Genomic DNA, 24283 nt, shown 5'->3' with positions numbered 1-24283 from the left:
GTGTGCTTTCGCACAAGGGTGGACAGGGTCACCGGCCCGTCACGATTGGTCGGCGTGCCCCGGGGTGCGAAGATGGTCGCGCCCGCCGCCCGCCCGCGCGGGCCTGCACCGACGAACAGGACGACCATCCATGAGGGAGCGCCCCACCGAGCACCGGCCCGCGGCGGCCGCGTCCCGCGGCGCCGCACCGCGGTCCTCGAGGCGCCTGGTGGGCCTCGACGCGGCCCGCGGGCTGGCGCTCGTGGCCATCATGTGCGTGCACATCCTGCCCGTGTCCTACGCCGCCACGGGCCGGCCCACGGTGACGTGGATCCTGTTCCCCGGCGACTCCCCGGCCCTGTTCGCCCTGCTGGCCGGCACGGGGCTGGCGCTCACCTCCGGCGGGCGCCGCCCGCTCCGCGGCCGCGAGATGACGGCCGCCCGGGCCGGCATCGCGGTGCGCGCGCTGCTGCTGCTGATCCTGGGGCTGGTCATCGGCCACCTCATGCCGCCGGAGCCCCCGGCGTACAACATCCTGATCTACTTCGCCGCGTACTTCCTGCTCGCCCTGCCCTTCCTGGGGCTCGGGCCGCGGGCCCTGTTCCTCGGCGCGGGCGCAGCCCTGGTGGCCGGCCCGCTGCTGCTCCACTTCGCCGGGGAGTCGCTGCCGGGCTTCTCGTCCTACAACCCGACCTTCGTCACGCTGGTCACCGAACCGCTCGCGGTGCTCGGCCAGCTGCTCCTGACGGGGACCTACCCCGCCCTGCCGTACCTGGCCTACCTGCTGGCGGGCCTGGCCATCGGCCGGCTCAACCTGCGCCGCCGGGACGTCCAGGTCCGGCTGGTCGTGGTGGGCACGGTCCTCGCGGTGACCGCGAAGCTGGTCTCGCGGCAGCTGCTCTACGCCGGGGACGTCTACACCCGGCTGCTGTTCAGCGACCCGGACCTCACCGTGGCGCAGCTCGAGAGCCTGCTGACCTACGGCCCCGAGGACACGCTGCCGACGACCACGCCGTGGTGGCTCGTGCTCACCACCCCGGACGTCAACACCCCGTTCTCCGTGGCGTGGAGCCTCGGGGTGAGCCTGGCCGTCGTCGGCACCTGCCTGCTCCTCTCCCGCCGGCACAGCGCCTGGCTGCTGCCCGTGACGGCCCTGGGCGCGATGAGCCTCACCCTGTACACGACGCACCTCGTGTTCCTGTCCTTCGAGCTCTTCCACACCGCGCCCCTGCTCTGGCTGATCGCGAGCCTGGTGCTCTCCGTGCTGTTCGCCCTCGCCTGGCAGCGAGCCTTCGGACGGGGCCCGCTGGAACGGGCGATGAACGCGGCGGTCCGGCCGGTCCGCCGGGCCGTGGCTCAGGGGTCCAGCCGGTAGCCGCGCTTGATCACGGTGGCGACCAGGGGAGCGGGCAGGATCCGGCGCAGCCGGGAGATCACCATCTCCAGGGCGTGCTCGGTCTCCAGGCCCGGCACCGCGGACAGCAGCTGCCCCCGGGAGACCACCGCCCCGGGGTGCGCCGCGAGCGCCCGCAGCACCGCGACCTGGGCGTCGGAGAGCGGGACGAACACGCCCTCCAGGGCGGCGCCGGTGCTCATCAGCCGCAGCGTCCCGTGCCGAGTGGGCACCACCAGGGTGCGCTCCTCGACCGCGTGGGTGCACACCGCCCGGACCAGGGCCCCCAGCCGGTAGCGCTCCGGCACGAGCGGCTCCACCCCGACCTCCAGCAGGGGCCCGGCGCACACGGGTCCCACCGCGGCGGCCGTGACGTCCGTGCGCAGGGCGTCCACGAGGTCCTCACAGCGGCCCATCTCCTGGGCGGTGCTGAACAGGGAGTCCACGGCCGGGGCAGCGGTGAAGGTCAGCACGTCCAGGCGGCGCTCGCACACGTCGCGGATCAGGCCGGGCAGGCGCTCGCCGTCGTCGGCGGAGAGCCACCGGTAGGGGGAGACCGTGTCCACCTGCGCCCTGGCGGCCACGAGCCGCTCCAGCTGGATCTGGTCCGTCAGCCCGTGCAGCTGGACGGCCACGCGGGCGCCGGCCACACCGTCGGCCAGGAGCCGGTCGACCACCGACGAGGTCCGCTCGTCCTCGGAGACCTCCGCGTCCTCGAGCTCCAGGGAGAGCACCTGGCCCCGGGCCTTCGCCCCGCGGGTGAGCACCCGGGCGGCCCGGAAGGCGTCCCGCAGGTCCTCCCCGAGGCCCGCGGCGTCGGCGGCCTCGAACCACCGCCGCAGCCCGTAGGCGGTGGTCACCACGATGATCGCGGGCCGGTGGGCGAGCAGCGTGCGCGTGTCCTCGACCACCCGGGTGTCCTCGGCCACGGGGGAGATCATCAGGGCGGGCGCGTGCACCACCTGCGCGCCGCGGCGCTCCAGGGCGGCGATGAAGTCCGTGGCGCGGCGGTGGGCCGTCACGCCGACGCGGAACCCGGTCAGTTCCCCGAGCGCGCCGGGCGCGCCGTGGTCACCGGGTGCTGGGGCGGTGGGTGCGGCGGTCATGCCCCGAGCGTAGGTCGGTCCTGTGACCACGGTGTTACCCCAGGTTTCCGATTCCGCACCGCCTGCCCCACGGACGCGGTGCGGGGAACCGCGGCGTGCCGGACGTCCCGCTGACGTGCACGGTGGGGCCTGCAGACTTCACGGAATCGTGAGGTGTGCGCAACGGGAGCGCCACGTGCGGCAGAGATCCTGGGTCCGGAAAGGTCCCGGAGCACTGGGACCTCGGATGCGGCTCGGGCCCTGGCAGTGCCGGGGCGGGCCCGCGAGGACGGGGGAGTCATGAGGTGGACGTCCGGAACGGAGCGTTTCGCCCCGGCCGCGGCCACGGGCGGGGCCCGCAGGTCCCCGGCGTGGTGGGCGGGCCTCGACGCGGCCCGCGGGCTGGCGCTGATCGGGCTGATGGCGGTGCAGGTCCTGCCCGGCCGCCACGCCGTGACCCCGGCACCGGCCTGGCCGCACGTCCTCCTCTCGGAGGCCTCGGCGGCACTGTTCATCCTGCTGGCCGGGGTGGGACTGGCGCTCGGGTCCGGGGGGCGGTTCCCGCACCGGGGCAGATGGCTGGCCGCCGATCGGATGGGGGTGGCCGTGCGGGCGGTGCTGCTCGCCGTGGTGGGACTGGGGCTCGGGGCGCTGATGCCCGGGGACGCCCCGGCGGACGACCTCCTGGTCTGCTGCGGGGTGCTCTTCGTGCTGGCCATCCCGTTCCTGCGCCTGTCCGCGACGGCGCTGTTCGTCTGCGCGGCGGTGCTCTGGATGGTGGGCCCGCTGCTGGTGCAGGGCGTGACGGACCTCCTTCCGGCCCTCGCCTCCGCCCACCCCGCGTTCGCCGACGTGCCGGCGGAGCCGGGCGGGACGGTCTCCCGGCTGCTGGTGACCGGAACCTACCCGGCCCTGCCGTACCTGAGCTGTCTGCTGGCCGGGCTGGGGGTGGGGCGGATGAACCTGCGCGACACGGGGATCCAGGTCCGTCTCCTGGCGGTGGGGGTGGGCCTGGTCGTCCTCGCCCGGACCGCCGACCCCTTCGGACCGTACGTCGTCGGCGGTCACGGCCGGGTGCCGACGACCGGCGGGACGGGCGCGGACGAGCTGGCCGAGGTGCTGGCGCGGGGCCCGGACCCGTGGCCCGTCGACGGGGTGTGGGCGATCGCCGCCGGCCTGGGCGTGGCACTGCTGGTGCTGGGGGGCTGTCTGCTGGTCTCCCGCAGGTCCGGGGCGTGGCTGCTGCGGCTGTCGGCCGTGGGGGCGATGGGCCTGAGCGTGTACACCGCCCACCTGGTGGCGCTGTCCGTCGAGGTCCGGTACGACCTCCCCGTCCTCTGGTCCGTCGCCCACCTGGGGGCGGCGGTCCTGCTGGCCGTCGGCTGGCGCCGGGCGCTGGGCCGGGGGCCGTTGGAGCGGGTCCTCGACGCCGTCGGGGACGCCGGCCGCCGCACCGTGCTTGACCGGCACCGCCGGCTCCACCTGACGTGACCCCAGGCGCCGCGGCCAGCTCCGGCCCGGTTCCGGCCGGGAGCCCGATCCGGACCCGGGCGCATCTCCCCGGCGGCCCCGGGCCGCATCAAGCCCCGGAGGTCGCGGCGCCCTCGCGCACCGGGATCCGCGGACCGGTCAGCAGCACGGGGCCGTCGCCGGCCTCGGCGGCGGCGCGCTCGGCGTCGGTCGCGGGGCGGCGCTGACCGCGCTCGAGCACGTAGTCCTGGGAGTCGTCCGGGGCGGCGTCGTTGACGAAGGAGCGGAAGCGGCGCAGCCGCTCGGGGTCCTTCAGCGTGGCGGCCCACTCGTCCTCGTAGCGGTCCACGTGCCGGGCCATCGCGGCCTCGAGCTCCTCGCCGATGCCCAGGGAGTCCTCGACGACGACGGCGCGCGCGTGGTCGATCCCGCCCTCGAGCTCCTCCTGCCACCGGGCCGTGCGCTGCATCCGGTCCGCGGTGCGGATGTAGTACATGAGGTACCGGTCGATGTACCGGACCAGGGTCTCGTCGTCCAGGCCCTGGGCCAGCAGCTGGGCGTGGGCGGGGTTCGCGCCGCCGTTGCCGCCGGTGTAGAGGTTCCAGCCGTCGGTCGTGGAGATGATGCCCACGTCCTTGCCGCGGGCCTCGGCGCACTCGCGGGCGCAGCCCGAGACGCCCATCTTGAACTTGTGGGGGGAGCGCAGCCCCCGGTAGCGCAGCTCCAGCCGCACGGCCATGCCCACGGAGTCCTGCACCCCGTAGCGGCACCACGTGGAGCCCACGCAGGACTTCACGTTGCGCAGCGCCTTGCCGTAGGCCTGCCCGGACTCGAAGCCGGCGTCCACGAGCTCCCGCCAGATCTCCGGCAGCTGCTCGAGCCGGGCCCCGAACATGTCCACGCGCAGGGCCCCGGTGATCTTGGTGTAGAGCCCGTACTTCCGGGCCACCTCGCCGAGCACGATGAGCTTTTCCGGGGTGATCTCCCCGGCCGGCACGCGCGGGACCACGGAGTACGTGCCGTCCTTCTGCATGTTGGCCAGCGCCCGGTCGTTGGTGTCCTGCAGGGCGCCCCGGCCGGAGTCGAGCACGTACTCGTCCCGCTGGGAGGCGAGCACGGAGGCGACCACGGGCTTGCAGATGTCGCAGCCCAGGCCGGTGCCGAAGCGGGCGACCACCTCGTCCCAGGAAGACAGGTCCAGGGCGCGCACGGCCTCGAAGAGCTCGGCGCGGGAGGGCTCGAAGTGCTCGCACAGCGCCCTGGAGACCTCCACGCCGGCCTTCGCCAGCTCCAGGTCCAGGGTCTTCTTGAGCATCGGGACGCAGGACCCGCACTGCGTGCCGGCCCGGGAGCACTTCTTGAGCTCGCCGATCTCGTGCACGCCGCAGGAGATCTGCTCCCGCACGGCCCCGGTGGTGACGTTGTTGCAGGAGCAGATCACGGCGTCGTCGGGCAGGTCCCCGGCCGGGGCGTCCACGCCGGAGGCGGAGAGGTAGGCGCCGGGCTCGCCGGGCAGCTCCCGGCCCAGCAGCGGGCGCAGGGCGTTGTACGGCTCGGCGTCCCCCACGAACACCCCGCCCAGCAGGGTCCGCGCGTCCTGGGTGACCACGACCTTCTGGTACATCCCGCGGGCGGGGTCCGCGTAGACGACCTCGAGGCAGTCCTCGGTCTCGCCGTAGGCGTCGCCGAAGGACGCCACGTCCACGCCGGAGAGCTTGAGCTTGGTCGCGGTGTCGAAGCCGTCGAACGTGGAGCGCCCGCCGGCCAGCCGGTCGGCGACGATCTCCGCCATGGTGTTCGCGGGGGCCACGAGCCCCAGGCACTCCCCGTTCCAGGAGGCGACCTCGCCGATCGCCCACACGTGCTCCGCGGAGGTGCGGCAGGCCTCGTCGATGACCACGCCGCCGCGCGGGGCCGTTTCGACGCCCGCGTTGAAGGCCAGCCGGTCCCGCGCCCGGATGCCGGTGGCCACGATGACCAGGTCCGCCTCGAGGTCGGCGGAGTCCCGGAACTCGACGGCGCACACCTCGCCGTCGGACTTGCGCAGCCCCACGCCGGAGGGGCGCTCGCCCAGGTGCAGGCGCACGCCGCGCGCGGTGATGAGGGCGTTGAGGGAGCGGCCGGCGCCCTCGTCGAGCTGCGCGTTCATCAGCCACTTGCGGGAGTGCACCACCGTGGCCTCCGCGCCGAGCTCCTGGAGCCCGCCCGCGGCCTCGAGGCCCAGCAGGCCGCCGCCGATGACCACGCCGCGCGGGGTGCGCCCGTAGCGGGCGCGCAGCCGCTCGACCTCGGCGCGGATGGCCGCGACGTCGTCGAGGGTGCGGTAGACGAAGGCGTGGTGGGCGCCGGGGACGTCCAGGCGCGCGGCGTCGGAGCCGGTGGCGAGGACGAGCTCGTCGTAGCCGGTCACGGTCCCGTCCGCCGCAGTGACCGTGCGGGCCGCGGGGTCGATCTCCCGGGCCTTCACGCCCTGGCGCAGGTCCACCCGCGGGTCCTGCCACACCGTGCCCCCGCCCAGGGTGAGGTCGACCGCGCCGGCGGGGCCCGTCAGCGCCTTGGACAGCTGGACGCGGTCGTAGGGGACCCACGGCTCGTCGGCGAACACGGTGAGGCGCACGTGGTGGTCCTCCGCGGACAGCACCGCCTCCGCGAAGCGGTGGGCGGCGGGGCCGCCGCCGACCACGACGACGTGCTGGGGGGACTGCGGGGAGAAGGGGGAGCGCGGCACGGGGACCTCCGGGAGCTGGCGGGCGGCTGGGGCGTTGCTCCGACTCTAGGGAGACGGGATTGCCCCGCCGTTGCCCCGCCGTTCCGGTCGCTTTTCGCTTCCCTCACCGGGGCCCCGGCCCCCTGTGAGCGGGCTTTGACCGGGGCGAAACGGCCCCGGAGCGCGCCCGTCATCCGCCCCGCCTAACGTCGAGCACGACGTTCCGCCGAGCCGCAGGAGGCCCCTCATGACGACGACCCTCACCCCGACCACGACCGCGACCACGACCGCGACCACGACCGCGACCACGGTGGACGCGGCGAGCCGTGCCGCCGGCACCGAGTGGCACGACGTGTGCGCCCTGACGGACCTCGAGCCCCTGTGGGGCGAGGCCGCCCGGGTGGCGGGCCGCCAGGTGGCGCTGTACCGAGTGGACGCCACCACGGTGCTCGCGGCCGACCACCGCGATCCCCGCACCGGGGCCTGCGTCATGGCGCGCGGCATCCTCGGCTCCCGCGGCTCGGCCGTCACGGTCGCCTCGCCGCTGCACAAGGAGGTCTACGACCTCGCGACCGGGCGATGCCTCACCGGGGACGGGCCCGCCCTGCCGGTGCACCCGGCCGAGGTGCGCGACGGGCGGGTGCTCGTCGGCCTGCCCCGCTGACGGCACGTCGCCGGGGTTCTCCCAGGTACTCCTTCGTAAGATGACCGGGTGACACGACAACACCCTCGGAGCGGTCCCCGGTGGCCCTGGTCCTGGCTGCCGCACCGGCACCGCCACCGCGGCGCGACGTCCCGGGGCGCCCGGCGGCGGCTGCGCCTGCTCGGGGCCGGTGCCCTGGCGCTGGTGCTCCTGCTCGTGGCGACCGTGGCCCTCCTGGTCGGCCGGGACGAGGAGACCCCGGAGGCCGAGGCCCCCGAGACGGTCTCGTGCGCCCGCTACGGCCTCGACGGCGTCCGGGTCACGGCCCGCGGCCCCGGCGGGCCCACGGACGGGGCCGTGCTGGACGCACGCGTGTTCGGCCCAGGGGAGGAGCGGCAGGACCGCTTCCAGCTCGAGCACGAGCACGACGGGATCAGCAGCGCCTACCACGTCTTCGCCGAGGACCTGGATTGGGACCGTCCGGTGGGCGTCGTGTACCACTTCCACGGGGACGGCGCCTTCGAGTACGAGAGCCCCGAGTACACCGCCTCCTGCCTGGCGGAGGTCGCGCGGGAGCACAACATGCTGCTGGTGGTCCCGCGGACTCCCGATCGTGCGGGGGAGATCACCTGGTGGGAGGAGCGGGACCTCAACGCGCAGTGGTTCCTCTCGCTCGTCGAGGAGCGGCTCGAGCCCGAGTACGACATCGACCGCTCCCGCACCTGGCTGACCGGGTACTCCGGCGGGGCCCAGTTCATCAGCCAGGAGCTGCTGGCGGACCACGTGGACCTCGTCCCGGGCGGCGGCGCGATCATGATGGGCGGCGGACAGGCCCCGGACCGGCCCTCCGCGGAGCCCACCTCCGAGCAGCTGCAGGAGCTGCGCCTGCGCTGGGACGTGGGCACGGAGGACGACGGGACCGACCCGCAGGCAGAGTTCGACGCCGTGTCCGCGGCGTGGGACGGGCACCAATGGTACGAGGAGCAGGGCTTCGAGCGGGCCCGGATCCGGTACCGGGACGGCGTGGACCACTTCGGGCTGCCGTATGCCCGCATCCTCCAGCGCGCGCTGAACGCCGCCGAGGAGGACGCTCAGGACGCGTCCTAGCCCTGCTCCCTGCCCGGGTTCCTCGAATTCTCCGCGGCTGGGGACCCGCTCCGCGTTTGCTCTAGTAAGCTCAGGCGTGCACCAGTGCGCCGCGAGCCCGTCGTCCACGACGGGCGGGCGGGCGCCGGGCGCCGTGCCGGGGGGCGCGGCCGGGGCCGGGACCGGCACGGGTGCACGAGCCGATCGATCCGTGGGGGAACCGCATGTCCGCAGAACGCACGCCGCCGGCCGGGACGGCCACCGCCACCGGTGTCCCGACGGCAGGACCCGGGCGCGACGTCGCCGGGTCCCCCCGGACGACCCGCCGGCTCACCGGAGTCGACGCCGCCCGCGGGTTCGCCCTCTTCGGCATGGTCGCCGTGCACACGCTTCCCCTCTTCCACGAGGACACCGGGGACCCGACCCTGACCTGGACCCTGTTCGCGGGTCACTCGTCCGCCCTGTTCGCGACCCTGGCCGGTGTGAGCCTGGCCTTCACCACGGGCGGGCGCACCCCGCACACCGGCCGCAGGCGGACCGCCTCCCGGTGGGCGCAGGTCTGCCGTGCTGCGATCATCGCCCTGGTCGGCTTCCTGCTGGGATTCCTGGTGCTGCCGTGGGACAACATCCTCATCTACTACGGGGTGTTCTTCCTGCTGGCCATCCCCTTCCTCGGCCTACGGACCCGGTACCTGCTCCTGAGCGCCGGCCTGTTCGCGCTGATCTCGCCCTTCGTCATGCAGTGGTCCCTGGGCTTCCTCCCGGCCCACGTCTACGACAACCCCAGTCTGCTGGACCTCGTGCAGGACCCCGGGAGCGTCGCCGCCCACCTGTTCCTCACGGGCTCCTATCCGGCCCTGCCGTGGATGACGTTCGTGTGCGCCGGCATCGCCCTGGGCCGGATGAACCTGGCGCACCGCCGCGTGCAGGCCGGCCTCGCCGCGGTGGGGGCGGCGCTCGCCGCCGTCACCTGGGCCGCCTCCGACCTCGCCCTGCGTCTGGGCGGCTACGACGCCATCGCCGGGGCCACGCCGTGGATGAACGAGGAGGAGATCGACGAGATCCTGGTCTTCGGGGCCGACCCGGAGCTGCCGACCACCACGCTGTGGTGGCTGCTCGTGCCCGGCGCGCACTCGAACACGCCGTTCTCGCTGCTCCTGAGCCTGGGCCTCGCGGTGTTCACGCTGGGCGTCTTCCTGCTGCTCCCGCGCGCGGTGGGAAGAGCGCTCATGCCTCTGACAGCCATCGGGGCCATGACCTTCACCCTCTACGTGGCCCACCTGCTGGTGATGTGGCTGGAGCTGTTCTGGGACGCCCCCCAGCTGTGGTTCTGGGGACAGATCGCAGCCTTCGCGCTCGTGGCCGTCCTCTGGCAGCGCTACCTGGGCCAGGGCCCGCTGGAGAAGGTGGTCACCCGGTCGACCAAGGCCGTCTCGCGCCGGGTCCTCGCCCGGGAAGGGGGCGGGGTCCGGCCGCCGGCCGCCTGAGCCTGTGCGCCGTCAGAGGCCCAGTGCGGCCTCGAGCTCAGCGCGGATCCGCCCGAGCCGCTCCTGCGCCTCGGCCCGGGCGGCGGGCAGCGCGGCCCGGCCGGCCACCGGGGCGACCACCTCGAGGTAGCACTTGAGCTTCGGCTCCGTGCCGGAGGGGCGGACGATCACCCGGGTGCCGTCCGCGGTGAGCAGGCGCAGGCCCTCGGTGGGCGGCAGCCCCGTGCTCGGGGCGGCGAGGTCCGCGGCCTCGACGACCTCGGAGCCGCCCAGCGCCGCGGGCGGGGCGTCCCGCAGGGCGGCCGCCATGACCGGGATGCGGCTCAGGTCCGCCACCCGGATGCTCAGCTGGTCGGTCGCGTACAGCCCGTGGGCCAGGGCGAGGTCGTCCAGCACGTCCAGCAGGGTCCGGCCCTGCGCGCGCAGCTCGTCGGCGAGCACCGCCACCGCCACGGCCGCGCTGATCCCGTCCTTGTCCCTGACCACCTCGGGCGCCACGCAGTAGCCCAGCGCCTCCTCGTAGCCGAACGCGAGCCCCGGGACGCGGGCGATCCACTTGAAGCCGGTCAGCGTCTCCTGGTGCGCGATCCCCGCCGCGGCGGCGATCCGTCCCAGCAGGCGGGAGGAGACGATGGAGTTGGCGAACACAGCACTCGCGCGGCCCCCGTACCGGGCCGCCGCGGCGTGGCCGAGCAGCGCGCCGACCTCGTCGCCGCGCAGCATCCGCCAGTCCTGCGCTGTGCCCCCGGAGCCGGTGCCGGCCCCGGGCACCGGGACCGCCACGGCCACCCGGTCCGCGTCGGGGTCGTTGGCCAGGACGAGGTCCGCGCCCACGGCGCGGGCCGTGGCCAGGGCCAGGTCCAGGGCGCCGGGCTCCTCGGGATTGGGGAACGCGACCGTGGGGAAGTCCGGGTCCGGCTCCGCCTGCTCCGGGACCACGTGCACGTCGGCGAGACCGGCCCGCCGCAGGGCCTCCGTCGTCGTGCGCCCGCCCACCCCGTGCAGCGGGGTGAGGACGACCCGCAGGGGACGTTCGGCGCCCGCGGCGGCGGTGACCACGGCGGGGAGCACGGCGTCGAGGTAGTCCTGCTCGACGCTCGCGGGCAGGATGGTCCACCCTTCCTGCGCCCGGGGGATGTCCTCGACGGGCCCGACGGCCGCGATCCGCTCGGCGATCATCCGGTCGTGCGGGGCCACGATCTGGCAGCCGCGGGCCGCCGGCTCCACGGCCCGGCCGCCGAGGTAGACCTTGTAGCCGTTGTCCGCCGGCGGGTTGTGGCTGGCGGTGACCATGACTCCCACCTCCGCCTCGAGGGCCCGCACCGCCCACGCCAGGACGGGGGTGGGCAGCGGCGCGGGCAGCAGCACCGTCTCGATGCCGGCGGCCGTGAACACCGCGGCGGTGTCCCGGGCGAAGATCTCGGAGCCGTGCCGGGCGTCGTAGCCGACCACCGCACGGGGGCGCCGGGCGGAGCCCGCCGCACCGTCCGCCGGGGTCTGCACGGCCAGGACGTGGGCGGCCAGCCCCGCCGCGGCGCGCAGCACCACCACCCGGTTCATCCGCATCGGCCCGGCCCCCAGGGCCGCCCGCAGCCCGGCGGTGCCGAACTGGAGGGTGCCCGAGAAGCGGTCGGCCAGCTCTGCCCCTGCTGCGGCGTCACCGGCGGCGGCCGCCTCGACGAGGGCTGTCAGCTCGGCGCGGGTAGCGGGGTCCGGGTCGGCGGCGCCCCACGCGCGCGCGGCGTCGAGCAGTTGCGGGTCGGTGCGGGGGTCGGTGGTCATGGCGCGGCCTCCTGGGGGCGTCCGGTGCGCCGGGGTGCCGGGCCGGGAACCCGTCCCGGCCCGGGGCCGGTCAGAGCTGGGCGACGATGCGGGCGAGCAGTCCGGAGATCCGGGCGCCCGCGGCGCGCCCGGCTTCGAGGACCTCCTCGTGGGAGAGCGGGGTCGCGGAGATCCCGGCGGCCTGGTTGGTCACGAGGGAGATCCCGAAGACCTCCATGCCTGCGTGCCGGGCGGCGATGGCCTCCAGGGCGGTGGACATCCCGACGAGGTCGGCGCCGAGCACCCCGGCCATCCGCACCTCCGCCGGCGTCTCGTAGTGCGGGCCGGGGAACTGCGCGTAGACCCCCTCGTCGAGGGTGGGGTCCACCCCGCGGGCCAGCTCGCGCAGCCGCGGGGAGTACAGGTCGGTGAGGTCCACGAACGTGGCGCCCTCGAGCGGGGACCGGCCCGTGAGGTTGAGGTGGTCGCTGATGAGCACCGGGGTGCCGGGGCCCCAGGACGGGTTCAGCCCGCCGCAGCCGTTGGTGAGGATCATGGTGCGCGCCCCGGCGGCGGCCGCGGTGCGCACGCCGTGGACCACGGGGCGCACCCCCCGGCCCTCGTAGTAGTGGGTGCGGGCGCCGATCACCAGCGCGTGCCGGCCCGCGGCGGTGCGCACCGAGCGCAGCGTGCCCACGTGGCCCTCGAGGGCGGGCGGGGTGAAGCCGGGGATCTCCGCGGCCGGGATCTCGGCGACGGTCTCGCCGATCAGATCGGCGGCCTGGCCCCAGCCGGAGCCGAGGGTCAGGGCGATCTCGTGCGTGTCGACCCCGGTGGCCCGGCGGAGGGCGTCCGCGGCCTCCTGGGCGAGCTCGAAGGGGTCGGCCCGGTCAGCGCTGTGCTCTGTGTCCACCCGCCCCAAGCTACCGCATGGTCCCGGGCCGTCCGGTGCGGCCGGGCCGGTTCCGCCGCCGGAGCGGCACCTGCAAGAATGGCCGGGTGACTGCACACAGCGAATTCTCCATCCAGAAGCTCGTCATCATCGGCGGCGGTCCCGGCGGCTACGAGGCCGCCCTGGTCGCCGCCAGCCTCGGGGCGGACGTGACCATCGTCGAGCAGCAGGGTCTCGGGGGCTCCGCCGTGCTGACGGACGTGGTCCCCTCCAAGACGCTCATCGCCTCCGCCGACGCGATGACCCGTTTCGCCGAGGCCGCGGACCTGGGGGTGCACGTGCGCGGCGGCAGCAAGGACGGCAACGAGATCAACGACCTCACCGTGGACCTGGAGAAGGTCAACACCCGCCTGCTGCGCCTCGCGGCCTCCCAGTCCCGCGACATCAAGCGCGGTCTCGAGCGGGTGGGGGTGCGCGTGATCGCGGGCACCGGCCGGCTGCTCAGCCCCACCAGCGTCCAGGTCAGCACCGAGGACGGGCTGGAGTACACCCTTGACGCGCAGGCCGTGCTGCTCGCCGTCGGGTCCCTGCCGCGCGAGCTGCCGTCGGCGAAGCCGGACGGGGAGCGGATCTTCAACTGGAAGCAGGTCTATCACCTCACCGAGGTGCCCGAGCACATGATCGTGGTGGGCTCCGGCGTCACCGGCGCGGAGTTCGCCTCGGCCTACCGGGGCCTCGGGTCCGAGGTCACGCTCGTCTCCTCCCGGGACCAGGTGCTGCCCGGCGAGGACCAGGACGCGGCGGCCGTCCTCGAGAACGTCTTCGAGCGACGCGGCATGAACGTGCTCAACCGCACCCGCGCCGACTCCGTGGAGCGGACCGAGAACGGCGTGGTGGCCACGCTCTCGGACGGGCGCAAGATCGCGGGTTCGCACTGCCTGCTCGCCGTCGGCGCGATCCCGGCCACCGACGACCTCGGGCTCGAGGAGGTCGGGGTGGCCCGCGCCGAGTCCGGGCACATCAAGGTGGACGGCGTCTCCCGCACCACCGTGCCGGGCGTCTACGCCGTGGGCGACTGCACGGGCGTGCTCCCGCTCGCCTCGGTGGCTGCGATGCAGGGCCGGATCGCCGTGGCGCACCTCATGGGCGACGCCGTCAAGCCGCTGCGCACCCACCTGGTGGCCTCCAACATCTTCACCTCGCCGGAGATCGCGTCCGTGGGCGTGAGCGAGAAGTCCATCGAGGACGGCACCTACCAGGCGGACACCATCATGCTGAAGCTCTCCACCAACCCGCGCGCCAAGATGATGGCGGTCGAGGACGGGTTCGTGAAGATCTTCTCCCGCAAGGGCTCCGGCACGGTGATCGGGGGCGTGGTGGTGGGTCCCCGCGCGTCCGAGCTGATCTTCCCGATCTCCCTGGCCGTTACCCACAAGCTGCACGTCGACGACCTCGCCGACACCTTCACGATCTACCCGTCCCTCACGGGGTCGATCTCGGAGGCGGCCCGGCGCCTGCACGTGCACGTCTGATCCCCGCCGGCACGCGAAACGGCCGCATCCCCGCTGCGGGGATGCGGCCGTTGTGCGTGCGGCGACGAGGGGAGCGGGTCAGCGGCGGGTGACGACGTTCTCCATGTCGACGTCCTTGGTCTCCGGGGAGAACCAGAGGGCCACGAGGGTCAGCACGGCGCCGAACGCCAGGTAGAGGCCGACGGAGCCCACGCCGTAGCTCGCGTTGAGGGTGACGGCGACGTACGGGGTGATGGCGGCACCGAGGATCGACGCCGTGTTGTACGCGACGCCGGAGCCGGTGTAGCGCACGTTCGTGGGGAACAGCTCGGGCAGGATCGCCGACATCGAGCCGAAGGTCAGGCCCATCAGGGTCATGCCGACCACGAGGAAGAACAGCACGCGGCCCGTGCTGACGTCCGCACCGGTGCCGACCGCGGCCGGGTCCATGAGCAGGCCGAAGCTCAGCCCGAAGAGCAGGATCACCGAGGTGATGACCAGCTGCGAGCTGCGCCGGCCGAAGCGGTCCGCGACCCACCCGGAGACGGGCACCATGGCGGCGAACAGCAGCACGGCGAGCAGCTGCAGCACCAGGAAGTCCCGGTAGGGGATGCCGAGGCCGCCGTTGGCGGGGCTGCCGATGCCGTAGGAGAGGATCCACGCGGTCATCAGGTAGAAGAGCATGTAGGTGGCGAGCATGATGAACGTGCCCTGGATCATCTGCAGCCACGAGCCCCGGAACGCCTCGACGAGCGGGGTCTGGACCTTCTCGCCCTGGTCCAGCGCCTTCTGGAAGACCGGGGTCTCCTCGAGCTTGAACCGCACGTACAGGCCGACGACCACCATCACCACGGAGGCGAGGAACGGCACGCGCCAGCCCCAGGTGAGGAACGGGTGGTCGGTGCCCTGCTCGGCGACCGAGACGAAGCCCATCACCACGGTCAGCACCAGGAAGAAGCCGTTGGCCAGGATGAAGCCGAACGGGGCGCCGAGCTGCGGCCACATGGCGGCGCGCGCCCGCTTGCCCTCCTCGGCGTACTCGGTGGCCAGCAGGGCCGCGCCGGACCACTCGCCGCCCAGGCCCAGGCCCTGGCAGAAGCGCAGGATCGTCAGGATGAGCGGGGCCCAGATGCCGATCGAGTAGTAGGTGGGCAGCAGGCCGATGAGGAACGTGGCGACGCCCATGGTCAGCAGGGCGCCGATCAGGGTGGCCTTGCGGCCGATCCGGTCGCCGAAGTGCCCGAAGATCACGGAGCCGATCGGGCGGGCCACGAAGGCCGCGGCGAAGGTCGCCATGGAGGCGAGCAGCTTGGCCGTCTCGTCCTCGCCCGTGAAGAACAGGGCCGGGAACACGGCCACGGCCGCGGTGGCGTAGACGTAGAAGTCGTAGAACTCGATCGTGGTGCCCACGAGGGAGGCCAGGATCACCCGGCTGCGGGGCACGCGGTCGGACAGGGAGAGCGAGGGGGAGGACGCGCCGTTGGCGTCCTGCCCGGTCACCGGAGAGGACATGGGGAAACCTCGGTCGTAGCAATGGGTGGGGACAAGATCCCGATAGTACGCCGGGCCGTCCGCATGGCGGGTGGCCCGTCTCACATCCTGGAACGACGACGAGGTCGAGGACGCGCTCGACGACGACGCCCCTCCCAGGTGTCGACCGGCCCGGCGGACCCGGCCGGTCGACACCCGGAGGCGGCCGTCACCCGTACCGACGTACCTCGTGGAAGAAGGAGTCGATGGTGTGCAGGCCGCCGGTGCGGGCGACCGTGTCGTAGACGTGCTTGCCCACCGCAAGGTCGAGCACGCCCAGGCCGAACGGCGAGAAGACCACGGTCCGGTCCGCCGGCACCTCCACGGCGCCGGTCATGACGTCGTACAGCGTGCCGGCGAGGAAGTCCCGCGAGCCGGTGAGCTGCTCGGTGAGGTGCACGGACGTCTGGGCCTTGAGGCAGTGCTCCACGTCGTCGACGATGTTCGTGGCGGCGAGGATCACCTCGGGCCCGAGGTCGCGCAGCGAGATGTGGAGCACGAGCGGGTGGTGCTCGAACCACGACGGGTCGGTGACGTGCGGCTCTCCCGCCGTCGTCGCGAACACGACCAGGTCGCTCGAGCGGATCAGCGACTCGGCGTCCTCGTGGACGGTGACCGTGCTCTCGGGCGCGGAGCGCTCGAGGTAGCCGCGGAAGCCCTCGCAGCTGCCCGGCAGCAGGTCGAACACCCCCACCTCGTCGAAGCCCCACCCGGTGTCCGCCAGGAACGCGTGGACGAAGCGGGCGATGAGCCCGACGCCGAAGAAGCCCACCCGTGCGGGGCGCCCCCGCTCCCGGCTGAGCCAGTCCGCGGCCAGGGCCGCGGAGGCGGCGGTCCGGGAGGCGCTGATGATGGAGCTCTCCAGGCAGGCGAAAGGGTAGCCGGTGTCCGGATCGTTGAGGATCAGCACGGCGGAGGCCCTCGGGATGCCGAAGTCCACGTTGGTGGGGAAGCTGGAGATCCACTTCAGGCCGTCCACGGCACGGGGTCCCCCTAGGGAGGCGGGCAGCGCGATGATCCGTCCGGTCGGGCGGTCCGGGAACCGCAGGAAGTACGACGGCGGGTTCACCGTCTGTCCGGCGCCGTGCAGCCGGTAGGTCTCCTCCACCAGCGCGACGATCTCGGCCCGGTGCCCCTGCAGCACCTGGTCGACCTCCGCGCCGGAGACGACCGCGAAGGACGGGATGGTCGGTTGCCGTCCGGGGGCGTCCTGCCTGTGGTCCGTGCCGGGTCCGCTGGTCAGTGTCATCGTCCCTCCTCCTCCGAGGCCGTGCCCTGGAGCGACACCGGGTCGCTCATGGCGACGAGGATCTCCCGCTCGCCCTCGTACGGTTCGCGGCTGTGCGCCGTCCGGACGTTGTCGACGAGCATCAGGTCGCCGGCGCGCCACGGCTCGCGCAGCGTGTGCGACTCGTAGATCTCGTTCAGCATGGCCACGACGTCCTCGCCGATGGGGTCGCCGTTGCCGAACGCCGTCGTGAACGGGAGGCCGTCCTCCTCGTACATGTCCACGAGGTACTCGCGGACCTCCGGGTCGATCGTCCACTCGCTGAGGAAGGCGACCTGGTTGAACCAGCAGCGCTCCCCGGTGACGGGGTGACGGACGATCGCGGCGCGGCGCTGACGCGTGCGCAGGCCGCCGTCGGGCTGCCACTCGAACTCGATCCGGTTCTCCGCGCAGTAGCGTTCGACCGCGGCGCGGTCGTCCGTGCCGAAGGCGTCCGCGACGGAGGCGCCGATCTCGTCGTTGTAGTTGCGGATCAGCATCCAGCCGTCGCGCTCGAACCGCGTGACCAGGTCCGCGGGAAGGGCGCGCAGCACCGCCTGGGAGTCCGCGACACCGGTCACGCCGCCGGCGGCCGGGGCGGTGAGGCAGGCGAGGAGCAGCAGCCCGGGGGCGTGGAGCGTGTAGCTCAGCTCGTGGTGCATGCACATGGGCTGGTTCGCCGGCCAGGTGGCCGAGGAGTACACGCCGGGCGCATAGGAACTGCGGGCGGCGAAGGCCTCCCGCTCGGTCATCAGCTCCGGGCTGACGGCCCGGAAGACGGCGGCGACCTGGTCGGGGTGGGACAGCCCGAGGCCGCGCACGAGGACGGCCCCGTGCCGGGCGACGGTCGCCCGCAGTGCGTCACGGTGCTGCTGGGCCCAGGACACCGGGTCGCCCGGGGGAGAGACCAGGGCGGTGGCCGGCGCACCCGGGCGCGCGTCGACGTCGAGCTCCGGAGGTGCGGAGGTGGCGGACATGGTGGTTCCTTCCGGTGGGATCACGGTTGGGCGGGTGAGCCGGCCGCGGCGGACCTGGAGTCCAGCTCCGTGGCGAGGTCGGTGAGGACCGGGTGGCTGAGGAGGTCCTTGAGCGAGACCTTCCGGTCCAGGGCGATGGCGAGCCGGACGGCGGTGAGCGACGTGCCGCCGCGCTCGAAGAAGTGGTCACGGCGGTCGATCCCGTCCTCCGGCACGGCGAGCACGCGCGACCACGCCGCCGCCAGCCACTGCTCGGTGGGGGTGCGCGGAGGCTCGAGCGAGCGGCCCTCGGGCTCGACGTCCGCCGCCAGCGCGGTGAGGCGCTTGCGGTCGATCTTGCCGTTGGCCGTCAGCGGGAGGGCCGGCTGCCACTGGAACACCTGCGGGACCATGTACCCGGGCAGCGACTGCGCCAGTCGCTCGCGCAGCGTGCCGGGGTCCAGCGGCTCGGGGGCGTGGTAGAAGGCGACCAGGTGCTTGCCCCGGTCCGGTCGCTCCGCCACGACGACCGCCCCGTCGCGGACTCCGGGAACCCGCAGGAGGGCGTTCTCGATGTCGCCGATCTCGATCCGGAACCCGGAGATCTTGACCTGGTTGTCCCGCCGGCCCAGGTACTCCAGCCTGCCGTCCGGCGACCAGCGACCGAAGTCGCCCGCCCGGTAGAGCCGCGCGCCGTCCACATGGGGATCGGCGGAGTACGCCTGTGCCGTCCGCTCCGGGTCGTTGACGTACCCGCGGCCCACGCACACCCCGGAGAAGGCGATCTCGCCCGGTGCGCCGAGCGGCACGAGCCGCTGCCGCTCGTCGAGGAGGTGGATCCGCACGTTCGGGACCGGCCGGCCCAGCGGCACGTGATCGCCCGCCGGCGCGGCGCTCATCACCTCGTGGTTCGTGTCGTCCGAGGTCTCCGTCAGCCCGTAGGCGTTGACGAGCTTGACGTCGGGCAGCACGTCGAACCAGCGGCGGACCAGCTCCTGCTTCAGGGCCTCCCCGGTCGCCGAGACGCTGCGAAGACGGGGCAGCTCGCGGGGCCTGCCCTCCAGGTAGGCCACCACCGCGTCCAGGTACGAGGGCACGACCTGGAAGACGGCGACCTGGCCCTGTTCCACCGTGTCGACGAACCGCTCGACGTCGAGGATCCGGTCCTGCCCGACGATGAGGGTGCGGCCGCCGACGAGCAGGGCCGAGACCAGCTGCCACAGGGAGATGTCGAAGCACTGGGGGGCGCTCTGGGCCACGACGTCGCCGGGTCCGATCCCCAGGTCCTCGATCTTGGCGTACAGGTGGTTCAGCATCCCGTCGTGCTCGCACATCGCGCCCTTCGGCTCACCCGTGGAGCCCGAGGTGAAGTAGATGTAGGCGAGCTGGTCCGGGCGCACCTCCAGGCCGAGGTCGTGGTCGGCGTGTCCCTCGGCCTCGACGGCCTCGAGGTGGAGCTTCGTCACGGCCGGCATCCCGGCGAGCGCCCCGTCCAACGAGGTGGTGCTGCCGTCCTCGGTCAGCACCGTCCGGCACCCGGCCCGGGTGAGCGTCCTGGCGATCCGGTCCGGTGGGAAGTGTGGTTCGAGCGGCAGGTACGCGCCGCCGGCCTTGAGGATGCCGATGACGGCGGCCATCCACTCGAGGTTCCGCTCGGCGACGACCGCCACGACGTCCTCCGCCCGGAGTCCGCGTGCGAGCAGGGCGCGGGCGATCCGGTTGGCGCGGGCGTTGAGCTCGGCGTACGTCCACTGTCGCGTGTCCTGGACGGCCGCGAGGCGCTCGGGATGCTGCCGGACGCGATCCTCGAAGAGCTCGTGGAAGCGGCGCCGGGGCCGGGGGCGCACGGGCCCGGCCAGCTGCTCGAGCTGGAGGCGCCGCTCGTCCGGAGCGACCAGGTCGGCGTCCGCAGGCTCCGCCTCGGGGTCGGTGGTCAGGTGGCGGAGGGCGGTCAGGTGGTAGCCGGCGATCCTCAGGGCGGCAGCGGCGTCGAGGACGTCCTGCCGGTACCGCAGGCGGAGCACCTCGGCCCCGGCCGCCTGCCTGGGGGAGACACCGAGCACGACGCCCTCCGGCAGTTCGGAACCGGCGTCCCGGCGGGTGTCGAACACCACCTCGTATCCCGCAGGGGCCGCTCGGCGCGGGGCTTCTCCCCGGTCGGAGTGCCCGGTCTGCCCGGCGCGGGCCCGGACCAGCCGGTCGTGCGCCTCGCGGACCAGGACCCGCCAGGACGGCCGGTCCAGGTCGAGGGTGTACGGCCAGGTGCCCCCCGCGTCCCTGCAGCCGGTGGTGACCTCCTGCTCGCCGGACAGTGCCTGGAGCACCCTTGCGTGGGCGGCCAACCAGATCGCGTCCGGTGCCACCTCCCAGTCCCGGGCCAGGGACCGCACGGCGGTGCTCAGGTCCTCGGGCACGGTTGCTTCGACCTGCGCCTGGTACGACCGGCGGTCGTGCGTCCACCGGGGGATCCGTGTGGGGGCGGCCCCCGGGACGGCGGGACGGTCGTCGGCCGGGGCCGGCGGGTGGTCGGCGACGGCCCGGCAGGTGAGCGCACGGGTGGTGGTCATGACGGGGTCCTTTCCGGGGCGACGGAGGATGTGGTGACCGCACGGGCCTCGTCGGCCGGGTTGCCGGCCCACAGGGATCCCCGAGAGAGGGTCGTTCCCTTCATCACGAAGGAGTCGGTGGCGACGACGACGCCGTCCTCGACGGTCACGCCGTAGTGGACGAGGGCGGCGACGCCGATCGTGACGTCGTCGCCGATGACGTCCTGGTCGGACTTGAACATGCCGTCCTCCTGGGAGTGGCACTGGATGTTGGTGCCGGCGTTCAGCGTGCAGCGCGAGCCGATCGACACGAGGCTCCGCTCGGGGATCGAGCAGCCGTCGTCGAAGACCCGGCTCCCCATCCGCACGCCCAGCCGTCGCCAGATGAACGGCTTGAACGCCGTCCCGTTGAGCATGTTCATGCGGAGGTTGACGATCTGCAGCTTCCAGTACCGCTCGTGCCACCAGAAGTACGGGTGGTAGATGGAGCAGAGCTGGGGTTGAAGTCCCCGGAACCGCGTCATGACGTTCTCGATCACGATGGGGACCAACAGCCCGACCACGAGCATCACGACGAACGACGCGGAGAGGGCCAGGACACCGAACCGGTCGGACAGCTCGAGAGCGGCGAACGCGGCTAGCATGGCCAGCGACGCGTTGAGCCACCGCACCAGCAGGAAGAGGGCCATCGTGCGCAGGTTGTGCTTGTTCTTGGCCGAGAGGGACCGCTGGAAGCGGGCCGGATCGGCGTGCTCCTCGAGCGGGGCGTCCCGCAGGACCGAACGGGGGATCTCGAACGCCGGCGACCCGAGCAGCCCTACGTCGTGGCGCACCGGGCCGTCGACGGGGACCATCACCTTGGTCGCGAGCAGACAGTTCTCCCCGGTCCTGGCCCCGGCCGGGTAGAGCACGAAGTTCCCGAGGAAGTTGTGCGCGCCGATCGCGACCGGACTGATCTTGAAGGACGTCGCCGAGTAGTCGGTGTTCATGAACGACACCCCGTCGGCGATCATCGTGCCGGTGCCGATCGTCGACATGTACGGGTTGTCGTGCTTGAACAGCGTGCCCAGGTTCGAGCCCGTCTGCTGCAGCTGAGGCTGCTGGTACCCGATGGCACGGACGTAGTTCACGACGTAGGAGCTGTCGCCGAAGAGGGTCCCGAGCATGGGCCTGTTGGTCAGCCTCTCCACGCCCCGCTCGGCCGCGTGCTGCAGTCCGAACAGCGGGTACACCGTGTCCGGCTTCAGCAAGAGCTGGAGCACCCGTGGAACGGTTGTCGTGATGAGCAGCATCACGATCGTTCCGCCGAGGACGCCCACGCCGGCGAAGGCGACGGCGTCGGCGTAGAAGACCCAGTTGGTGAACGCGTGCGGATGCGATTCCAGGAGCGCGGCCACGCGCGGGAACGCCAGGACGGCCAGGATCAGGGTCAGCCCCACCATGACGCGGCCCAGTGCGAGCGTGGCCACCAGCTGTGCCGCGGCATACACGGCGCGCCGTCCCGGGCGGTAGGGTGCCGGGGCCACCGTGGCGAAGTCCGTCTCGGTGGGCCTGCCCGGCGAACCGTGCCAGTGCTCGGCCTCGGGCACGATCTGGCCGGTGTACAGGGTGGACCGGTGGCCCAGCTGCGCGCCGTCGCCCATCGTCGTGCCGATGTCCAGGACGCTGCCCTCGCCGACGATCACGTCCCGGCCGAGCGTTACCGCACCGGTCTGGATGACGCCGCCGTGGGCGCGATAGCCGTTGGCGTACACGTCCTTGCGGATCACCGTTCCCTCCCCGATCGTGATCAGGTCGGTGCAGACCGGCAGGTGAGTGGTCAGGATCGTGACGTTGCGGCCCACCTTGGCGCCCATGGCCCGAAGGTAGAAGGTGGTCAGCGGGGAACCGGTCATGAGCCCGAGGGGCGAGGTCCGCATGAGGGTCTTGACGAGCCAGAAGCGGAAGTAGCCCAGGCTCCAGATGCGGATCTCGCCGGGCCGGAAGCGCCCGATGAGGATCCACTTCCCCACCACCGGCAGGATGCACAGCAGCAGGAAGGTCGCCGCGGCGAGGGCGACCGACCGCAGGTAGAGCTCCCCGAAGCCCATCCCATGGCCCACCCAGTGGTGGTCGCCCGGCCCCGCGGCCGGGAACACCCACAGGTATCCCACGACGGCGACCGCGCCGGCGAGCAGGCAGTAGCCGAGGTAGACGAGCACCTGCAGGACGCCACAGGTGACGTACTCCCACGTCCGCGCGTCCATGGGCGCCGGTGTCGACGGCACGGAGGCCACGACCGGATCCGGCTCCTGCGGCTGGTCCTGCTGCGCGGCGCCGCTCATCGCCGCGGCGAGGGCGGAGACACTCGGACTGCTGTAGACGTCCTTCATGGACACCGACGGCAGGTCCGGCTGCTTGCGCACCCGGGCGCAGAACCGCGCCATGACCATCGAGTCGGCGCCCAGGTCGTCGAAGAAGTCGGCGTCCACCGGCACCCGCTGCCCGCCCAGCACCCCGGTCAGCACCTCGGCCAGCCGGTCCTGCACCGACACTGTCAGCGGTGCCGCCGGGGCGAGAGCACCGACCAAGGATGTGATCGTCGGGTGCTGGTAGATGTCCTTCATGGACACCGCCGGCAGGTCCGGCTGCTTGCGCACCCGGGCACAGAAGCGCGCCATCACCAGGGAGTCCGCGCCCAGGTCGGCGAAGAAGTCGGCGTCCACGGGGATGTCGTCCTGCTGCACCACCGAGGCGAGAAGATCCGCCAGCCGGCGCTCGAGCGGCAGGTCCGCGCCGGTCCTCTCGACGGCCGGTGTGGACGGGGGCTCGCGCCTGGTGGGGACCGAGATCGGGGGGAGGGGAGACGCCGGGGGGGCGTCGGCGAGCTTCTTCACTGCGAGAGACTCCTCGGGGAGGAGGTGGCCGCGGATTCGGTCACCGGTGTGGTTGCTGCCTGCCGACGCCATGACACCTGGTGCGGCGGTCGGCTCAGAGCGGCAGTCGAGTCGGAGCCGGCGAGCGCCTCGGCCCCGAAGTGGTCGAGGACCCAGTCCGGCTGGTAGATGGTGTCCAGGTACGGGCGGCCCAGGTCCGGGGAGATGGCCACCGCGGTGACGTCCTCGGCGTGGTGGGCCGCGAGCCACGTCATGGCGCCGTGGACCACGGTCCCGGTGGAGCCCCCGAGCAGGAACCCGCGCCCGGCCAGGCGGTGGCAGGTGCGCACCGTGTCCAGCTCCTCGACCATCACCACGTCGTCGACCAGGGACTCGTCGAGCTGGGGCGGCCGCACGCTCATGCCGAGTCCGGGGATCAGACGGGTGGCCGGCGGGCGACCGAACGAGACCGAGCCGGCGGCGTCCACCGCGACGATCCGGACGTCGGGCCGGTGCTCCTTGAAGTACCGCGCGCAGCCCATCAGCGTGCCCGTGGTCCCGGCCCCCACGAACAGCACCTCGAGTTCAGGGAACTGGGCCTCGATCTCGGGGGCGGTCCAGCGGTAGTGCGCTCCCCAATTGCCGGGGTTGGTGTACTGGTTGAGCCAGACGTACCGCTCGTCGGACCTGCACAGCTCCTTGACGTGATTGAGGCGGGCGCCGAGGAAGCCGTCGACGGGGTCCGGCTCGGTGACCAGGTCGACGTGCGCCCCGAGCGACTCCATGAGCTGCCGGGTTGCAGGGTTGCAGCGCGGGTCGATCACGCACACGAAGCTGTATCCCTTGCTGGCGGCGATCATGCTGAGTGCGACGCCGAGGTTCCCGGAGGAGGATTCCACGAGCACGGAGCCGGGGCCGACCCGCCCTTCCCGCTCGGCCCGCTCGACCATCTCCCTGGCGGGCTTGAGCTTGATCGAGCCGGCGAAGTTGAACCCCTCGATCTTCAGGTAGAGGTGGCGGCTCAGCACGCCCTCCAGGTCGATGAACAGACTCTCCTCGTTGAACAGGTGCGGAGCCTTGATGATGGACATAGTGTTCCTCGTTCTCTCGCCGTG

16 protein-coding genes are annotated in these 24283 nt (G+C 73.1%); 6 read left to right on the top strand and 10 right to left on the bottom strand.

Going from position 1 to position 24283, the window contains the following annotated elements:
- The first annotated feature begins 130 nt into the window (after positions 1-130).
- Positions 131-1354 carry a heparan-alpha-glucosaminide N-acetyltransferase domain-containing protein gene (locus RF644_RS14760; RefSeq protein ID WP_368797043.1) on the top strand — a complete coding sequence of 408 codons (1224 nt, stop codon included), beginning with the start codon at positions 131-133 and terminating at the stop codon, positions 1352-1354.
- Here the strand turns inward: RF644_RS14760 and RF644_RS14755 are convergent.
- The gene (locus RF644_RS14755) at positions 1336-2478 is read right to left on the bottom strand and encodes a uroporphyrinogen-III synthase (protein ID WP_368797042.1); all 1143 of its coding nucleotides are present in this window, start codon (positions 2476-2478) and stop codon (positions 1336-1338) included. The genes RF644_RS14760 and RF644_RS14755 overlap by 19 nt on opposite strands.
- A 279-nt stretch (positions 2479-2757) precedes the next feature.
- On the opposite strand from RF644_RS14755, the gene RF644_RS14750 reads away from it, so the two are divergent.
- Positions 2758-3948, top strand: coding sequence for a heparan-alpha-glucosaminide N-acetyltransferase domain-containing protein (locus RF644_RS14750; RefSeq protein ID WP_368797041.1), 1191 nt, complete (start codon positions 2758-2760; stop codon positions 3946-3948).
- 88 nt (positions 3949-4036) lie between these two features.
- Here the strand turns inward: RF644_RS14750 and nirB are convergent, their stop codons facing one another.
- Positions 4037-6655, bottom strand: a complete 2619-nt coding sequence (gene nirB, locus RF644_RS14745; RefSeq protein ID WP_368797040.1) for a nitrite reductase large subunit NirB — start codon at positions 6653-6655, stop codon at positions 4037-4039.
- Positions 6656-6881: 226 nt separating this feature from the next.
- On the opposite strand from nirB, the gene nirD reads away from it, so the two are divergent.
- From nirD to RF644_RS14730, 3 genes are all read left to right on the top strand, one after another.
- Positions 6882-7298: a nitrite reductase small subunit NirD gene (gene nirD, locus RF644_RS14740; RefSeq protein WP_368797039.1), complete on the top strand. Its 417-nt coding sequence runs from the start codon at positions 6882-6884 to the stop codon at positions 7296-7298.
- Between the two features lie 48 nt (positions 7299-7346).
- Complete coding sequence (locus RF644_RS14735; protein ID WP_368797038.1) at positions 7347-8384, top strand: hypothetical protein; 1038 nt, start codon at positions 7347-7349, stop codon at positions 8382-8384.
- A gap of 203 nt (positions 8385-8587) precedes the next feature.
- Positions 8588-9850 (top strand): heparan-alpha-glucosaminide N-acetyltransferase domain-containing protein, encoded by a 1263-nt coding sequence (locus RF644_RS14730; RefSeq protein WP_368797037.1) that lies wholly within the window; start codon positions 8588-8590, stop codon positions 9848-9850.
- A 12-nt stretch (positions 9851-9862) separates the two neighbouring features.
- On the opposite strand, the gene RF644_RS14725 is transcribed toward RF644_RS14730, so the two are convergent.
- Both RF644_RS14725 and RF644_RS14720 read right to left on the bottom strand, forming a co-directional pair.
- Complete coding sequence (locus RF644_RS14725; protein ID WP_368797036.1) at positions 9863-11632, bottom strand: phospho-sugar mutase; 1770 nt, start codon at positions 11630-11632, stop codon at positions 9863-9865.
- Positions 11633-11702: 70 nt separating this feature from the next.
- Positions 11703-12524: a purine-nucleoside phosphorylase gene (locus RF644_RS14720; protein WP_062736658.1), complete on the bottom strand. Its 822-nt coding sequence runs from the start codon at positions 12522-12524 to the stop codon at positions 11703-11705.
- Positions 12525-12610: 86 nt separating this feature from the next.
- On the opposite strand from RF644_RS14720, the gene RF644_RS14715 reads away from it, so the two are divergent.
- Positions 12611-14035, top strand: a complete 1425-nt coding sequence (locus RF644_RS14715) for an NAD(P)H-quinone dehydrogenase (protein ID WP_368797035.1) — start codon at positions 12611-12613, stop codon at positions 14033-14035.
- Between the two features lie 78 nt (positions 14036-14113).
- Here the strand turns inward: RF644_RS14715 and RF644_RS14710 are convergent, their stop codons facing one another.
- From RF644_RS14710 to sbnA, 6 genes are all read right to left on the bottom strand, one after another.
- On the bottom strand, positions 14114-15526 hold the full coding sequence (locus RF644_RS14710) for an MFS transporter (RefSeq protein WP_109243371.1): 1413 nt from the start codon (positions 15524-15526) through the stop codon (positions 14114-14116).
- 187 nt (positions 15527-15713) lie between these two features.
- Positions 15714-16793 (bottom strand): 2,3-diaminopropionate biosynthesis protein SbnB, encoded by a 1080-nt coding sequence (sbnB, locus tag RF644_RS14705; RefSeq protein ID WP_368797034.1) that lies wholly within the window; start codon positions 16791-16793, stop codon positions 15714-15716.
- On the bottom strand, positions 16790-17788 hold the full coding sequence (locus RF644_RS14700) for a TauD/TfdA family dioxygenase (RefSeq protein ID WP_368797033.1): 999 nt from the start codon (positions 17786-17788) through the stop codon (positions 16790-16792). Before RF644_RS14700 ends, sbnB begins: the two co-directional genes overlap by 4 nt.
- A gap of 20 nt (positions 17789-17808) precedes the next feature.
- Entirely contained in the window at positions 17809-20334 is a 2526-nt protein-coding gene (locus RF644_RS14695; protein ID WP_368797031.1) for an amino acid adenylation domain-containing protein, read from the bottom strand.
- Positions 20331-23189, bottom strand: coding sequence for a Pls/PosA family non-ribosomal peptide synthetase (locus RF644_RS14690; RefSeq protein WP_368797030.1), 2859 nt, complete (start codon positions 23187-23189; stop codon positions 20331-20333). The genes RF644_RS14695 and RF644_RS14690 overlap by 4 nt, the downstream gene beginning before the upstream one ends.
- Positions 23186-24259 carry a 2,3-diaminopropionate biosynthesis protein SbnA gene (gene sbnA / locus RF644_RS14685; protein ID WP_368797029.1) on the bottom strand — a complete coding sequence of 358 codons (1074 nt, stop codon included), beginning with the start codon at positions 24257-24259 and terminating at the stop codon, positions 23186-23188. The genes RF644_RS14690 and sbnA overlap by 4 nt, the downstream gene beginning before the upstream one ends.
- Positions 24260-24283 lie beyond the last annotated feature (24 nt).

Origin of the sequence: Kocuria sp. CPCC 205258 (genome assembly GCF_040981005.1) — a bacterium.
GTDB classification, from domain to species: Bacteria; Actinomycetota; Actinomycetes; order Actinomycetales; family Micrococcaceae; genus Kocuria; species Kocuria rosea.
The sequence above is the reverse complement of the archived record's forward strand: the minus strand, read 5'-3'. Positions and strand labels throughout refer to the sequence as shown.